The organism is Roseisolibacter agri, from assembly GCF_030159095.1.
Lineage (GTDB): Bacteria > Gemmatimonadota > Gemmatimonadetes > Gemmatimonadales > Gemmatimonadaceae > Roseisolibacter > Roseisolibacter agri.
On the sequence record NZ_BRXS01000006.1, the window covers coordinates 228,116 to 242,896 of the forward strand.

General features: G+C 73.3%; 16 protein-coding genes. 1 reads left to right on the forward strand and 15 read right to left on the reverse strand.

Annotated features, from left to right (window positions below):
* Positions 1 to 112: 112 nt before the first annotated feature.
* The gene (rpsO, locus tag rosag_RS19370) at positions 113 to 373 is read right to left on the reverse strand and encodes a 30S ribosomal protein S15 (RefSeq protein ID WP_284351820.1); all 261 of its coding nucleotides are present in this window, start codon (positions 371 to 373) and stop codon (positions 113 to 115) included.
* A gap of 207 nt (positions 374 to 580) precedes the next feature.
* Between rpsO and rosag_RS19375 the strand changes: the two genes are divergently transcribed.
* A complete protein-coding gene (locus tag rosag_RS19375) occupies positions 581 to 2,230 on the forward strand; it encodes a serine/threonine-protein kinase (RefSeq protein WP_284351821.1) in 1,650 nt (549 codons plus the stop codon).
* A 24-nt stretch (positions 2,231 to 2,254) separates the two neighbouring features.
* Here the strand turns inward: rosag_RS19375 and rosag_RS19380 are convergent, their stop codons facing one another.
* From rosag_RS19380 to accC, 14 genes are all read right to left on the reverse strand, one after another.
* Entirely contained in the window at positions 2,255 to 2,683 is a 429-nt protein-coding gene (locus rosag_RS19380) for a hypothetical protein (protein ID WP_284351822.1), read from the reverse strand.
* A 92-nt stretch (positions 2,684 to 2,775) separates the two neighbouring features.
* Positions 2,776 to 4,002, reverse strand: a complete 1,227-nt coding sequence (rseP, locus tag rosag_RS19385; RefSeq protein ID WP_284351823.1) for an RIP metalloprotease RseP — start codon at positions 4,000 to 4,002, stop codon at positions 2,776 to 2,778.
* Between the two features lie 57 nt (positions 4,003 to 4,059).
* Complete coding sequence (gene dxr, locus rosag_RS19390; protein WP_284351824.1) at positions 4,060 to 5,211, reverse strand: 1-deoxy-D-xylulose-5-phosphate reductoisomerase; 1,152 nt, start codon at positions 5,209 to 5,211, stop codon at positions 4,060 to 4,062.
* A complete protein-coding gene (locus rosag_RS19395; protein ID WP_284351825.1) occupies positions 5,208 to 6,068 on the reverse strand; it encodes a phosphatidate cytidylyltransferase in 861 nt (286 codons plus the stop codon). Before rosag_RS19395 ends, dxr begins: the two co-directional genes overlap by 4 nt.
* Before the next feature lie 34 nt (positions 6,069 to 6,102).
* On the reverse strand, positions 6,103 to 6,879 hold the full coding sequence (gene uppS, locus rosag_RS19400) for an undecaprenyl pyrophosphate synthase (RefSeq protein WP_284351826.1): 777 nt from the start codon (positions 6,877 to 6,879) through the stop codon (positions 6,103 to 6,105).
* Between the two features lie 5 nt (positions 6,880 to 6,884).
* Positions 6,885 to 7,439, reverse strand: coding sequence for a ribosome recycling factor (gene frr / locus rosag_RS19405; protein WP_284351827.1), 555 nt, complete (start codon positions 7,437 to 7,439; stop codon positions 6,885 to 6,887).
* A gap of 76 nt (positions 7,440 to 7,515) precedes the next feature.
* Positions 7,516 to 8,268 (reverse strand): UMP kinase, encoded by a 753-nt coding sequence (gene pyrH, locus rosag_RS19410; RefSeq protein WP_284351828.1) that lies wholly within the window; start codon positions 8,266 to 8,268, stop codon positions 7,516 to 7,518.
* Positions 8,265 to 9,146: a translation elongation factor Ts gene (gene tsf / locus rosag_RS19415; RefSeq protein WP_284351829.1), complete on the reverse strand. Its 882-nt coding sequence runs from the start codon at positions 9,144 to 9,146 to the stop codon at positions 8,265 to 8,267. The genes pyrH and tsf overlap by 4 nt, the downstream gene beginning before the upstream one ends.
* A 131-nt stretch (positions 9,147 to 9,277) precedes the next feature.
* Positions 9,278 to 10,207 carry a 30S ribosomal protein S2 gene (rpsB, locus tag rosag_RS19420; protein ID WP_345784859.1) on the reverse strand — a complete coding sequence of 310 codons (930 nt, stop codon included), beginning with the start codon at positions 10,205 to 10,207 and terminating at the stop codon, positions 9,278 to 9,280.
* A gap of 154 nt (positions 10,208 to 10,361) precedes the next feature.
* A complete protein-coding gene (gene rpsI, locus rosag_RS19425; protein ID WP_284351830.1) occupies positions 10,362 to 10,754 on the reverse strand; it encodes a 30S ribosomal protein S9 in 393 nt (130 codons plus the stop codon).
* 3 nt (positions 10,755 to 10,757) lie between these two features.
* Positions 10,758 to 11,207: a 50S ribosomal protein L13 gene (gene rplM / locus rosag_RS19430; RefSeq protein WP_284351831.1), complete on the reverse strand. Its 450-nt coding sequence runs from the start codon at positions 11,205 to 11,207 to the stop codon at positions 10,758 to 10,760.
* Between the two features lie 176 nt (positions 11,208 to 11,383).
* Positions 11,384 to 11,884: an acyl-CoA carboxylase biotin carboxyl carrier protein subunit gene (locus rosag_RS19435; RefSeq protein ID WP_284351832.1), complete on the reverse strand. Its 501-nt coding sequence runs from the start codon at positions 11,882 to 11,884 to the stop codon at positions 11,384 to 11,386.
* The gene (locus rosag_RS19440) at positions 11,881 to 13,227 is read right to left on the reverse strand and encodes a class I SAM-dependent RNA methyltransferase (protein WP_284351833.1); all 1,347 of its coding nucleotides are present in this window, start codon (positions 13,225 to 13,227) and stop codon (positions 11,881 to 11,883) included. Before rosag_RS19440 ends, rosag_RS19435 begins: the two co-directional genes overlap by 4 nt.
* A 7-nt stretch (positions 13,228 to 13,234) precedes the next feature.
* Complete coding sequence (accC, locus tag rosag_RS19445) at positions 13,235 to 14,776, reverse strand: acetyl-CoA carboxylase biotin carboxylase subunit (protein ID WP_284351834.1); 1,542 nt, start codon at positions 14,774 to 14,776, stop codon at positions 13,235 to 13,237.
* Positions 14,777 to 14,781: the final 5 nt, after the last annotated feature.

The following is a 14,781-nucleotide window of genomic DNA, read 5'->3' on the forward strand; positions in this document are numbered from 1 at the left end:
CTGAGAGATGCGGCCGCGCTCCCCGGCCGCGCAGGAGAATCGACCCGCCGGAACGCAAAACGCGCGGGCGGCAAATGCTGCGCCCGCGCGTCCACGCGCCTGGGGGTACGACTCAGTGCCGGAGTCCGAGCTCCTGCACGATCTGGCGGTAGCCCGTCACGTCCGTCCGCTTCATGTACGTGAGGAGACGGCGACGCTTGCCCACCATCTTCAGCAGCCCGAGGCGGCCGTGATGGTCCTTGTGGTGCGTCCGGAAGTGCTCCGTCAGGTAGTTGATGCGGTCCGTCAGGACTGCGATCTGGACGCGCGCCGACCCGGTGTCCGAGTCGTGCGTCTGGTACTTGCTGATCGTCGGTGCCTTGTCGAAAGCCATGATGGTATATTCTCCGCACGTCCAGGCGCGCGTGCCGCGCAACAGTCGTAAGCACACCAACTTATCGGACCGGACGGGGGCTGTAAAGGCTCGCGCCCGCGCCGGGACGTCCCTGCCGTGACCGGAATCGCCCGTCCGAGGCCCGGTCCGCCGTCCGGGGCCTCCGACGACGCCCCCTCCGCTCCCACGTCCGCGCCCGCTCCGCGCTTGCCCGACTCCCGCACGCCGGATTCGCCTCCAGCCGACGCCGCGCACGACCCCGCCTTCCGGGAGGTCGCGGCCGGCGACCCCCTCGACGCGCTCGTCGAGCGCCCCCTCGGGCGCTACCGGGTGCGCCGCGTCGTCGGCGCCGGAGGGTTCGCCCGCGTCTACCGGGCGTTCGACCCCGAGCTCGAGCTGGACGTCGCGCTCAAGGTCCTGAAGCCCGACCTGGCGGCGGAGCCGGAGACCGTCGAGCGCTTCCGCCGCGAGGCCAGCACGGCGGCCAAGCTCCGGCACCCGAACATCGTCACGGTCCTCAACGTGGGCCGCCTCGACGAGCCGTTCGACGACGCGCCGCGCGGGACGCCCTACCTCGTCATGGACTTCCTCCCCAGCTCGCTCGAGCGGCGGCTGACGGAGCGCGGCGCCCTGCCCGAGGCCGAGCTCGCGCGGGTCGGCGAGGACGTGGCCCGCGGGCTCGCCCACGCGCACGAGCGCGGCGTCGTCCACCGGGACGTGAAGCCCGACAACGTGCTGTTCGCGGCCGACGGGCGGGCGATGGTGACCGACTTCGGCATCGCCCGGGCGGTCGACGCGACGACCTCCTCGGTCAGCCGGCAGGTGGTCCTCGGCACGCCGAGCTACTTCTCGCCGGAGCAGGCGCGCGGGCTGCCGCTCGATGGGCGCAGCGACATCTACGCGCTCGGCGTCACGCTCTTCCAGGCCGCGACGGGCACCCTGCCCTTCGCCGGCGACGACTGGTACGACGTGATGCGGCAGCACGTCGAGACGCCGCCGCCGGGTCCCCGCGAGCGCGCCCCGCACCTCTCGGCCGCCTTCGAGGCGGTGCTGCTGCGCTGCCTCGCCAAGGACGCGGCCGATCGCTTCCAGTCCGCCTCCGAGCTGGCCGACGCCCTGGCCGCCCTGCGGCTGCACGGGGCCGAGGCGATGACGGTCGCGGTGCCGGCGCTCCCCGCGGGCCGCCGCGCGCCCGCCCGGCGGCATCGCGCCGCGGCGCTCCTCGTCGGCGGCGGAGTCCTGGCGGCGGCAGGCGCCTGGCTCGCCCTCTCGGACGGTGCCGCGAACACCCGCGCCCGGCTCGCGCCCGGCGTCGCCGCGCGCGTGGACACGACGACCGCGCCCGCGGCCTCGATGGACTCGGTGCCGGCCGCGGGGACCGACTCCCTGACGCCGCTCGTGCCCACCGTCGCGACGCTCGACATCCAGGCGCCGGCCGGGACGGCGGTCAGCGTCGACGGGCGCAAGCTGCCGGCCGGGACGCTGCGCGTCGATTCCATCCCGCCGGGCACGCACGTCGTCCGCGGCATCCTCCGCTCGCTCGACGGCTGCGCCAGCGCGACCGACGTGCGCAAGGTCGAGCTGCTGCCGGGTGAGATCGAGACGGTGGCGCTGCGCCCGGTCCCGTGCGGCGAGCTGTCGCTCGACGTGCGGCCGTCGCGCGCGCACTTCACGATCGCGCCGTCGCGTGGCGGCGCGGCGCGTGAGGGCGCGCTGCCGCTGGCGGCGCCGCTCGTCCTCGCGGAGGGCTGGTATCGCGTGGTCGTGCAGGCGAGCCTGTGCGCGGAGTACCGCGACAGCGTGCGCGTCGGCGCGGGCACGCCGACCCGGCTCCCGATCCGGCTGATCTGCGACTGAGCGGCCGCGCCGCCGGGCGGCCCGCTAGTCGAGCAGGATCCCGACGATCAGCCCGAGCGCCCCGCCGACGATCGCGCCGGTCCAGAAGCGCCGCCGCTCGATGCGCCGCACGATCGGCGTCTGTACCACCGGCGGGCGCGCGATCAGCGCGACGTGGTCCGTGCTGACGCGCATCGTCTGTCCCGTCACCAGCGCGTCCGCGGTGTCCGCGCGCAGCGCGAGCAGGGAGAAGCGCGCCACCAGCACGTCGCGCCGCCGCGGATCGACGACGATGCCCATCATGCCTTCGCGCAGCCAGCTCGGGTCGGGCGCGAGCAGCTGGAAGGTGCTGTCGCCGACGGCCACGATCTCGAACCGCACCGCGGTGCTTGGATCGGGAAGCGCGCGCGCGCTGCCGTCCGGGCGCGTCGAGTCCGCGGGCGCGGCGGCGCTGTCCACGCGCGCCGGCGCCACGGGTCGCACGGAGCGGCAGGCGCCCGCCGTCGCGGCCAGGACGAGCGCCGCGATCGCCGTGCGCCTGCGGGCGAGGAACGACGCGCGGCCGGTCAGCGGAGGAGGTCCCGCGCGAGCCGCGCCAGGTCGTTCCACATCACGGTCACGAACAGCAGGCCGATGGCGACGAGCCCGACGCGGAGGATGTTCTCGCGCGTCCGCACGCTGAACGCGCCGCCCTTGATCGTCTCGGCGACGTTGATGAGGACCTGCCCGCCGTCGAGCACCGGGATCGGCAGCAGGTTGAGCACCGCGATGTTGATGCTGAGGAAGGCGAGCAGCCGCAGCAGCGACTCCAGCCCCAGCCGCGCCGCCTGCACCGAGGTGCGGGCGATCGCGATCGGACCGCCCAGGTTGGAGACGGCGACGTCGCGCGTGAAGAGCCCGCGCACCACGCCCACCACCGACGTCGCCGCGTAGCGCGTCTCGATCGCGCCCTCCCGCAGCGCCGTGCCGAAGTCCACCGGCTCGCGGGCGATGCTGTCGCGCGGCATGACGCCGATGCGGCCCACGCGCCGGCGCTCGTTGGTCACCGGATCGGTCGCCTCCTCCGCTCGCGGCGTCACGGTCAGTCGCTGGGGCGCGCCGCCGCGCGAGACGTCGAGGACCACGGCGCGCGTCGTCACGGCGCTCACGCGCTCCACCACCTCGCTCCAGGTGCGCACGGGCGTGCCGTCCACGGCGAAGATGCTGTCCCCGCGCTGCAGCCCCGCGGCGGCGGCCGGGCGTCCAGCCACCACCGAGTCGATGACGGCCGGCACGTAGGCACGGCCCCAGGCGGCGTAGCTCCCGGCGTAGACGACGAAGGCCAGCACGGCGTTCATCGTCACGCCCGCGAGGAGGATGAAGAGCCGTGCGGCCAGCCCCTTCGACTCGAACCAGCGGTGCTCGGGTACCGGCTTGGGCCCGAACGGCGCCAGCGCCTCCGGGTCCCAGTCCCTGCCGCGGTGCACGTCGCCGGTGTGGTCGTCCACCGCGCGGCCGGCCGCGTTCCCGCCGGTCGTCGGCAGGGCGTCGGGGCGGCGCTCCTCGGGGCCGCCCTCGAGGACGGCCATAGTGCTCTCGTCCTCGCGAGACGCCATGCGGACATAGCCGCCGAGCGGGAGCGCGGCGAGCACGTACTCCGTCTCGCCGACGCGCTTCTTCAGCAGCGCGGGCCCGAAGCCGATCGAGAAGCGCGGCGCGTAGACGCCGGTGAGCTTCGCGGCGAGGAAGTGGCCGAGCTCGTGGACGAAGACCACGAGCCCGAAGACGATGATCGGGGCGACGTAGACCAGCATGCGGGGGAACTTACCTCCGGGGCCGGCCCGTCCGCAGCGGGCGGGGCGCCGGCCCGGTCAGCGACCGTGGCGTTCCAGCACGACGCGCCGGGCGGCGGCGTCGGCGTCCAGCAGGGCCTCGCGGGTGCCGCCCGGAGCGCCCGCCAGCCGGCCGAGCGCGTCCTCGATGGCCCGCGGGATGTCGAGCAGGCCGATGCGGCCGTCCAGGAAGAGGGCGACCGCCTGCTCATTGGCGGCGTTGAACACGGCCGGTGCTGCCCCGCCGGTGCGTCCGGCCGCCATCCCGAGCCCCAGCGCCGGGAAGTCGTCGCCACGCACGCGCTCGAAGGTCAGCGGTCCGAGCTCGACGGGGTCGAACGGCGGTACCCCGGTGTCCGACACGCGATCCGGGTGCGTCAGCGCGTACAGGACCGGCAGCTCCATGCTCGGCACGCCCATCTGCGCGAGCACGCTCCCGTCCACGAACTCGACGAAGGAGTGCACGACGCTCTGCGGGTGCACCACGACCTCGATCCGCTCGTACGGGATCCCGAACAGGAAGTGCGCCTCGATCACCTCGAGCGCCTTGTTGGCGAGCGTCGCGCTGTCGACGGTGATCTTGCGCCCCATGCTCCACGTCGGGTGCTGCAGCGCGTCCGCGAGCGTCGCGCGCTCCAGCCGCTCGCGACTCCACGTGCGGAACGGCCCGCCCGACGCGGTGAGGACGAGTCGCCGCACCTCGTGCTGCGGCCGCCCCGCGATGCACTGCAGGATGGCCGAGTGCTCGCTGTCGACGGGCACCAGCTCGCCGCCGCCCGTGCGGGCCGTCGCGTTCACGAGCTCGCCCGCCACGACGAGCGTCTCCTTGTTCGCCAGCGCGACGCGCTTGCCCGCGCTCAGCGCGGCGAGCGTGGCATCCAGCCCGGCCGCGCCGACGACCGAGTTGAGCACGATGTCGGCGTCGGCCCGCGTCGCCGCCTCGACGAGGCAGTCGGTGCCGCAGCCCCACCCCGCGGCCGCACCGACCGAGCCGCCGCCGTTGCCGACGAGCCCCACGTAGCCGGGCGCGAAGCGCGCGGCCTGCTCGGCCAGGAGCGCGGCGTTGCGGTGCGCGGTGAGCGCGACGACGCGGAAGCGGCTCGCCTGGCGCTCCAGCACGCGCAGCGCCGTCGTGCCGATCGAGCCGGTGCTGCCGAGGATCGCGACGCCGCGCGGCGCGCCGTCCGTCATCCGCCGTACGCGGGCAGCAGCAGCGCGCGCAGCAGCAGGTAGCTCACCGGCAGCACGAACAGCAGCGAGTCGACGCGATCGAGCACGCCGCCGTGGCCGGGGATCAGCTGCGACGAGTCCTTCACGCCGGCGTCGCGCTTGAGCAGCGACTCGACCAGATCGCCGAGCTGCGCGACCACGCTGATGACGACGCCGAACAGCAGCGCGCGTCCCGGCGCGAAGCCGAGCTGCGCCACGGGACGCAGCACGTACGGCGCGTACGCCGCGGCGAGCGCCGCGGACGCGATGACGCCGCCGACCGCGCCCGAGATCGTCTTGCCGGGGCTGACCGCCGGGATCAGCTTCGGCCCCTTGAACGTCCGCCCCGCGACGTAGGCGCCGATGTCGCTCGCCCACGTGCAGAGCACGGGGAGCAGCAGCACCGCCGCGCCCGCCGCGCGCCCGACCGTCCAGTCGAAGTAGCGCAGCGCGTAGCCGTACGCCACCGGCACGCCGACGTACAGCACGCCCATCAGCGTCGTCGCGACGGCGAGCAGCGGCTTGCCCGTGACGCCGCGGCGCCAGATGGAGAGCGCGAGCAGCGCCAGCACGACCATCACGCCCGCGGTGGGCGTCGGCGTCGCGAGCCGCAGCACGTGCGCATGCACGACGAGCGGGATGATCGCCGACAGCGCGATGCCCGTGCGCGCGAACGGCGCGCCGCCCGCCTGGCGCGCCATGCGGTAGAACTCCCACGCGCCCGTGGCCGCGATGATCGCGAGCAGCGTCGCGAGCGCGGCATCGCCGTACCAGATGCAGGCGATGGCGATGGGCGCGCCGACGAGCGCGGAGGCGACCCGCTTGGCGAGCTCGCTCACGGGCGGGTGGCTGGCGTGACTGCGGACGCGCGCGTCAGGCCGACACCCGGCCGAAGCGGCGCTCGCGGCTCTGGTAGGCGACGATCGCCTCGAACAGCTCGCGGCGGCCGAAGTCCGGCCACAGCACGGGCGACATGAACAGCTCCGTGTACGCGATCTGCCAGAGCAGGAAGTTCGAGATGCGCAGCTCGCCCGACGTGCGGATCAGCAGGTCGGGATCGGGGCAGTCGGCCGTGTACAGGCGCGCGGCGATCGCCGCGTCGTCGATGTCGGACGGCGCGAGCACGCCCGCGGCCACGTCCTCGGCCAGCGCGCGCATCGCGCGCACGAGCTCCGCACGGCTGCCGTACGAGATGAAGAGGTTGAGCGTGAGCTTCTCGTTGGCCGCCGTCTCGCCGACGACGCGCTCCACCGCGCGCGCCGCGGCCGGCGTGAGCCGCGACAGGTCGCCGAGCACGCGCACGCGCACGCCCTGCTCGCGCAGCTCGCTCACCTCGCGCGCGATGTACTCCTCCAGCAGCGACATCAGCGCGCCCACCTCGGTGGCCGGCCGCTGCCAGTTCTCCTGCGAGAAGGCGAAGAGGCTGAGGTACTCGACGCCGGCCTGCAGCGCGCCCTCGACCACCTCGCGCACGGCCTTCATCCCCGAGCGGTGCCCGAGCGGACGCGGGAGCAGGCGCTCGCGCGCCCACCGCCCGTTGCCGTCCATGATGATGGCGACGTGGCGCGGGATCGCGCCGTGGACCCGCAGGCGCGCGAGCAGCTCGTCCGCGAGCGACTCGGGATGCACGGAGGAACGCGCGGCAGTCACCAGTCTCACACTTCCATGATCTCGGCTTCCTTCACCTTCAGGAGCGCCTCGATCTTCCCGATGTAGTCGTCGTGCAGCTTCTGCAGGTCCTTCTCGGCGTGCTTCTTGTCGTCCTCGCTGACGCCCTCGAGCTTCTTGATCTTGTCGCGGGCCTCGGTGCGCGCGTGGCGGATGGTCACGCGGCCCTCCTCGGCGAGCTTGTGGACGACCTTCACCAGCTCCTTGCGGCGCTGCTCGTTGAGCGACGGCAGCGGCACGCGGATCACGCCGCCCATGTTCGACGGCTCGACGCCCAGGTCGCTCTCGCGGATCGCCTTCTCGATCGCCTTCGCCTGGCCCTTGTCGAAGGGCGTGACGAGGAGCAGGCGCGGCTCCGGCGCCGTCACCGTGGCGACCTGGTTGAGCGACATCGACGAGCCGTACGCCTCCACGCGCACGGTGTCGAGCATGTTGGGGCTGGCCTTGCTGGCACGGATGGATCCGAACTCGCGCTTCGAGCTCTCGATCCCCTTGTCCATCGCCGTGCGGCTGTTCTGGAGGATGTCCTTGATCGTGGCCATCGTGGCGTTCGCGCTGAGGTGAGTCCGGTGCGGCGCAGGGGTCGGCCGGCGCGCGTGCCTCGCGCCGGCCCGATGGTCAGCTGACCAGGGTGCCCACCTTCTCGCCGCGCACGGCGCGGAGGACGGCCCCGGTCTCGTTGATGTTCAGGACGATCAGCGGCAGGCGGTTCTCCTTGCACAGCGTGATCGCCGTCTGGTCCATCACGCGCAGCTCCTCGAGCATGACGTCGCGGTAGCTGATCGTCTCGTAGAAGCGCGCGTTGGGGTCCTGCTTCGGGTCGGCCGAGTACACGCCGTCGACGCTGGTCGCCTTGATGATCACGTCGGCCTTGATCTGGATCGCGCGCAGCACGGCCGCCGTATCGGTCGAGAAGTACGGGTTGCCGGTGCCCGCCGCGAAGATCACGACGCGCCGAGTCTCGAGGTGCCGCACGGCCCGGCGCCGGATGTACGGCTCCGCCAGCTCCTCCATGCGGATCGCCGTCATCACGCGCGTGTCCATGCCGCGCTTCTCGAGCACGTCCTGCAGGGCGAGCGCGTTGATGACCGTGCCGAGCATTCCCATGTAGTCGGCGCCGACGCGGTCCATCCCCATGCGCGACAGCTGTGCCCCGCGCACGATGTTGCCGCCGCCGATGACGAGGCCCACCTCGGCCCCCGTCGCGACCACGTCCTCGACCTGCTGGGCGAAGAAGGTCAGGCGGTCGAAGTCGAAGCCGAAGCCGCGATCGCCCGCGAGCGCCTCCCCGGACAGCTTGAGGAGGACGCGGGGGTAGCGCAGCGTGTCGCTGCGCTGCCCGCCTTCCACGAGGGTCGAGGCCTCGCTCACTCCTGCCCGAGCTGGAAGCGCGCGAAGCGCTTCACGGTGATCGGGCCGCCCACCTTCTTCGCCGCGTCGGCGACGACCGAGGCGATCGACGTCTTGGGCTCGCGCACCCACATCTGGTGCAGCAGCGCGACGTCCTTGTAGTACGCCTCGACCTTACCCGTCACGATCTTGTCGATCATGTTCTCGGGCTTGCCGCTCTGGCGCACCTGGTCCACGAAGATGGCGCGCTCGCGCTCCACGACGTCGGCCGGCACGGTGTCCTTGTCGACGCCGAGCGGCGCCGCGGCGGCCACGTGCTCCGCCAGCGTCTTCGCGAGGTTGACGAGCTCCTCGCCCTTGTCGCCGTTCGCGGCCTCGACCTCGACCAGCACGCCGATCTTGCCGTTGAAGTGCACGTACGAGCCGACGACGCCGTTGGCCGCGTCGTAGCGCACCGCGCGGCGGACGCCGAGCGCCTCGCCCATGACCGCGGCCGACTCCTTCATCACGTCGTCGAGCGCCTTGCCGCCCTTCGACGCGACGGGCGCGGCGAGCAGCGTGGCGGCGTCGCCGGCGCCCGGCGTCGCCAGCGCGTGCTGCGCGACCGAGCGCGCGAGCGCCTGGAAGTCGGCGTTGCGCGAGACGAAGTCGGTCTCGCTGTTGACCTCGACCATCACGCCCGACGTCGCGTCCGGGGCGATCTCGATCATCACCGCGCCCTCGCTGGCCGTGCGGCCGGCGCGCTTCTCGGCCTTCGCGATGCCCTTCTTGCGAAGGTAGTCGACGGCGGCCTCCATGTTCCCCTGGTTCTCCTCCAGGGCCTTCTTGCAGTCCATCATGCCGGCGCCGGTCCGCTGGCGCAGCTCCTGGACGTCCTTCGCGGTGAACGTAGCAGTCATCGTGGGTCGTCTCTGGCGTGAGAACGCCGCCGGCGCGGGGCCGGCGGCGCATCCTAGTTTACAGCGGTCCGCAGGGCGAGACTACCGCCCGACCTGAGTCGGGGCGCGGATGCCCGCGCCCCGGCCCGGCCTCACTCGGCGGCGTCGTCCGCGCCCTCGTCGCCGGCGTCGGCGCCCTCGGCGCCCTCGGCACCGGCCTCACCCTCGGCGCCCGGCTTGCGGAGCGCGGCGATCGCCTCGGGACGCGCGCGGCGGCGTCGCGGACGGCGCTTGCGGTCACCCTCGCCGCCACGGCCACCCTCGGCGCGCTCGCTGCCGCGCTCGGACGAGTAGACCGTCGCCTCCTGCTCGTCCTCCTCCTGGCGCTGGGGCGCCGCCTGGCGCGCCTCGGCGACCGTGTCGGCGATCGCCTTGGCGATCAGCTCCACCGAGCGGATCGCGTCGTCGTTGCCGGCGATCGGGACGGTGATGAGGTCCGGGTCCGCGTTCGTGTCGACGATCGCGACGACCGGGATGCCGAGCTTGCGCGCCTCGTCGACGGCGATGTGCTCCTTCTTGGAGTCGACCACGAACATCAGGCCCGGCAGGCGGCCCATGTTCTTGATGCCCGAGAGGTTCTTCGAGAGCTTGTCGCGCTCACGGGACATCATGAGCTGCTCCTTCTTCGTGTAGTTCTCGAACTCGCCGCCCGCCTCGGAGCCCGCCTCGAGCTCCTTGAGCTTCTTGATCTGCTTCTTGACGGTCGAGAAGTTCGTCAGCAGGCCGCCGAGCCAGCGCTCGGTGATGTGGAAGGCGCCGGCGCGCTCCGCCTCGGCCTTCACGATCGACGCCAGCTGGCGCTTGGTGCACACGAAGAGGACCTGCTCGCCGCGCGCGACGACCTCGCGCACCAGCTTCTGCGCGAGCTCGAGCTGACGCAGGGTCTTCTGCAGGTCGATGATGTGGATCCCGTTGCGCTCGGCGAAGATGAACCGGCGCATCTTGGGGTTCCAGCGGCGCGTCTGGTGCCCGAAGTGGACACCGGCGGCCAGGAGCTGCTCGAGCATCTGCTGCTGCGACATCGTGGTGGGTGCTGGGAGGTTGGTATCGTCCGCCGTCGTCGTCGCGCCCGCCGACCAGGTCGTGGACCCGGCACCAGACGAGCGCTCGAACGGCGTGTGAGATGGCTGCGTGCTGCGTGAGGAATCCACGCAGCACGCAGCACGCAGCAGTCGGTCAGCGCTTCGAGAACTGGAAGCGCTTGCGGGCCTTCGGACGGCCCGGCTTCTTGCGCTCGACCGCGCGGGCGTCGCGCGTGAGCAGGCCGAGCTCACGGAGCTTCGGCTTGTGCGCCTCGTCCTGCTTGACGAGCGCGCGGGCGATGGCGAGGCGCAGCGCGCCGGCCTGGCCGGTGACGCCGCCACCGTTCAGGTTCGCCATCACGTCCCACTTGCCCAGGTTGTCCGTCGCCGAGAGCGGCAGCTGGATCGAGGAGACGAGCGTCGGGCGCGGGAAGTAGTCCCCCAGCGCGCGGCCGTTGATCTCCCACTTGCCCGAGCCGGGCTTCAGGTACACGCGGCAGACCGCTTCCTTGCGGCGGCCGATGGCGTGCAGGTTCGCGTCGGCCATGGGTTACTTCGCCTCGCCGTTGAAGGTCAGCGCGGTCGGCTGCTGCGCCGCGTGCGGGTGCTCGGTGCCGGGGAAGACGCGCAGCTTGCGGCGGATCTGCGTCCGCGCGAGCGTCGTCTTCGGCAGCATGCCGAACACGGCCTTCTCGATGACGCGCTCGGGGTGCTTCGCGATCATCGTGGCGAACGGCGTGAAGCGCTCGTGGCCCATGTAGCCGGTGTGGCGGAAGTACTGCTTCTGCTCCGCCTTGCGGCCGGTCACGCGCACCTTGCTGGCGTTGATCACGATGACGTGATCGCCGGTGTCCATGTGCGGCGTGAAGATCGGCTTGTGCTTGCCGCGGAGGATCTTGGCGACCTCCGAGGCGAGCCGGCCGAGGACCATGCCCTCGGCGTCGACGACGTACCAGCGCGGCTCGATGTCCGCGGGCGTCGCGGTGTACGTGGAACGCATCCTACCCCAATAGATCGAACGTGCGCGCCTCACCGGTGCGTCATGCAACCCGGGTCTCGGCCCCCACCGGTTCGGACGGCGGGCGTTTTCGTGCAGTCCCGCAACCTATCGGGGCCGTAAGTCCAAGTCAACCAACGCCAAAGGGCCCTGCGCCCGGCCGCGCCCGGCGAGGGCCGTCAGGCCAGCTCCACCAGCAGCGCGCCCTTCTCGACCGCCGTGCCGGGCACCGCGTGGATGGCCGCCACCGTGCCGCCGGCCGGGGCGCGCAGCTCGTTCTCCATCTTCATCGCCTCCATGACCACGAGGCCCTGCCCCGCCGCCACCTGGTCGCCCACCTGCACCGCGACCCGGACCACGAGCCCCGGCATCGGCGCCACGAGCGGCGCGGGGCCGGCGGCGGCCGCGGAGGCGGCCGAGAGGTCGCGGATCGTCCGCGTGCGCTCGTCCAGCGCCTCGACGTCGAAGCGGCGGCCGTCGAGCGAGATCGCGTAGCGTCCCCGCGCGTCCCCGCGGCGGGCGACCAGCCGGTAGACGCGGTCGCCGATGGTCAGGAGGCTCACCGGCGTCCCCTCGACGTCGACGAGATGGGCGTGCAGCACCTCGTCGCCGACGCGCACCTCGTCGCCCGAGAGCTCCACGGCGACGCGCTCGCCGTCGATGTCGACCACGTACTTCATGCGGATGGCTCCGGAGGCGGGGAGGCGGGGACGAGCTCGACGAGCGTCTCGACGTGCGCGGTCTGCGGGAACATGTCGAAGGGCTGGACTCGGCGGACGGCCCACGACGGCATGCGCGCGAGGTCGCGCGCGAGCGTCGCGGGGTTGCAGCTGACGTAGAGGAGCGCGCGCGGCGCCGGCCCCGCGCCCTGCAGCGCGGCCTCGAGCGTGGCCGTGACCTGCGCGTCGAGCCCCGCGCGCGGCGGGTTCACGATCACCAGCTCGGCCGGCAGCGCCTCGGGGAGCGCGTCCTCCACGCGCGCGGCGACCGCGCGCGATCCCGCGGGCAGCCGCGACGCGGAGTAGGCCGAGGCCTCGGCATCGAGCTCGATGGCGACGACACGCGCACCTGCCTCGGCGAGCCGCAGCGCGACATCACCCGCGCCCGCGTACGCGTCCACGACGGTGCGCGGCGCGTGCGACTGCGCGGCGGCGACCACGGCGTCGGCGAGCAGCGCGCCGACCTGCGGGTTCACCTGCACGAACGACGCGCCGGGCGCGGCGTCCGAGCGGCGGTCCAGCATCAGGCGGCGGCGCGTCGCGCCCGCGGGCTGCCACCAGAGCGCGGCGATCGCGGGGACCGCGTCGAAGAACCGCTCCGCCGTCGGCCAGCGCTCCCCGCCCTCCAGGGTGAAGGCGACCGACGCGTCGTCGAGCAGGCGCACGGCGCCGCGCAGCTCGCGCGCGTCGCGCGGCAGCAGCTCGGCGGCGTCGATGATCGCGCGCCATGCAGCGACCACGCGCTCGTCGGTGATCGGGCAGTCCTGCAGCGCGAAGACCGCATCCGGATCGTCGAACTCGCGCAGCCCGGCGATCCAGGCACTTCCGCGGCGGCGCATCGCGAGCGTCAGCTTGCGCCGGTAGCGCCACTCGCGCGGGCTCGCGACGACGGGCGGCACCGCGACCTCGCGCCGCGCGATGCGCGACAGCGAGTCCTCGATGATGCGGCGCTTGGCCTCGTGCTGCGCCTCCAGTGCGAGGTGCTGCAGCTGGCACCCGCCGCAGCGATCGCGCTCGTAGTGCGGGCACGGTGGGGCGACGCGCACGGGCGATGGGCTCACGACCGCGTCGAGCACCCCGCGCGCGAAGCGGCCGGCCGACTGCAGTCGCGCCCGCACGACGTCGCCCGGCGCGGTGCGCGGGACGAAGGCGACCATGCCCTCCGCGCGCCCCACGCCGTCGCCGCCCGCCGCGATGGAGTCGATGGTCAGCTCCGTCTCCATGACGGGTGCGCGCGCGACGTCGCCGTCGCGGCGCCGCACGGGGCGCCCGGTGCGGCGGTCGCCCGGACGTCGCGGCCTCACCGCTCCCTCATCGCGGGCGCAGGCCTTCGACTCGCGCGGCCTGACGCCACGCGTCGGCCGATGCCGCGGGAGCGCCGTTCGATGCGGCGGGCGCCGGTGCCGCGCTCGTCACCGCCGGACGACGGCCCGCGCGGTCGCGGTCCGCGACCAGCGCCGCGGCGATCGCCGCGATGCGCCGCTCCTCCGCGCTCGCCGGCGCGCCGACGATCTCGGCCAGGTTCTGCTCCAGCCACTGGATCGAGATGTCGCCGCGCCGGAAGTCGTCGTGCTCCATCACGCGCAGGTGGAAGTCGCGCGACGTCTCCACGCCCTCGACCGTCAGCTCCAGCAGCGCGCGGTGCATGCGCGCGATCGCCAGCTCGCGCGTCCGCGCGTGCACGATGAGCTTCGCCAGCATCGGGTCGTAGAACAGCCCGACCTCGCTGCCCGTCTCGATGCCGCCGTCCCAGCGCACGCCCGGCCCGCTGGGCAGGTGCAGGTACTGGATCCGGCCCGTGCTCGGCAGGAAGCCGTTCGCCGGATCCTCCGACGTGATGCGGCACTCGATCGCCCAGCCGCGCGGCACCAGGTCCTCCTGCGCGAACGGCAGACGCTCGCCCGCGGCGACGCGCAGCTGCCACTGCACCAGGTCGACGCCCATCACCAGCTCGGTGACCGGATGCTCGACCTGGATGCGCGTGTTCATCTCCAGGAAGTAGAAGTTCCCGTCGCGGTCGAGCAGGAACTCGCAGGTGCCCGCGTTCACGTAGCTGGCCGCACGCGCCGCCGCGACGGCCGCCGCGCCCATGCGCGCGCGCAGCTCCGGCGTCACCGCGACGCTCGGCGCCTCCTCGATCATCTTCTGGTGGCGGCGCTGCACCGAGCATTCGCGCTCGCCCAGGTGCAGCATGTTGCCGTGCTGGTCGCCGAGCACCTGGATCTCGACGTGGCGCGGGCCCTCGATGTACTTCTCGACGTAGACCGCGTCGTCGCCGAAGCTGTTCTTCGCCTCGCGTTGCGCGGCGGCGAGCGCGCCCGCCACCTCGTCGGGGCTGCGCACGACGCGCATCCCCTTCCCGCCCCCACCGGCCGCCGCCTTCAGCAGCACCGGGTAGCCGAAGGACGCCGCGATCTGCGCCGCCTCGTCCGCGTCGCGCAGCGGCTCGGTCGTGCCGGGGACGACGGGCGTGCCGGCGCGGATCGCGAGCTGGCGCGCCGCGGTCTTGCTCCCCATCGCCTCGATCGCCTCCGCCGGCGGGCCGACGAAGACGAGCCCCGCGTCGCGCACCGCGCGCGCGAACCACTCGCGCTCGGAGAGGAAGCCGTAGCCGGGATGGATCGCCTCCGCGCCCGTGCGGCGCGCGGCCTCGATCAGGCGGTCGCCCAGCAGGTAGCTCTGCGCCGACGGCGGCGGGCCGACGTGCACGGCCTCGTCGGCCTCGCGCACGTGCGGCGCGCGCGCGTCGGCGTCGCTGTACACCGCCACGGTGCGCACGCCCAGCTCCTGGCACGCGCGGATGACGCGCAGCGCGATCTCGCCGCGATTGGCGACCAGCACCTTGTTGAACATGGTCG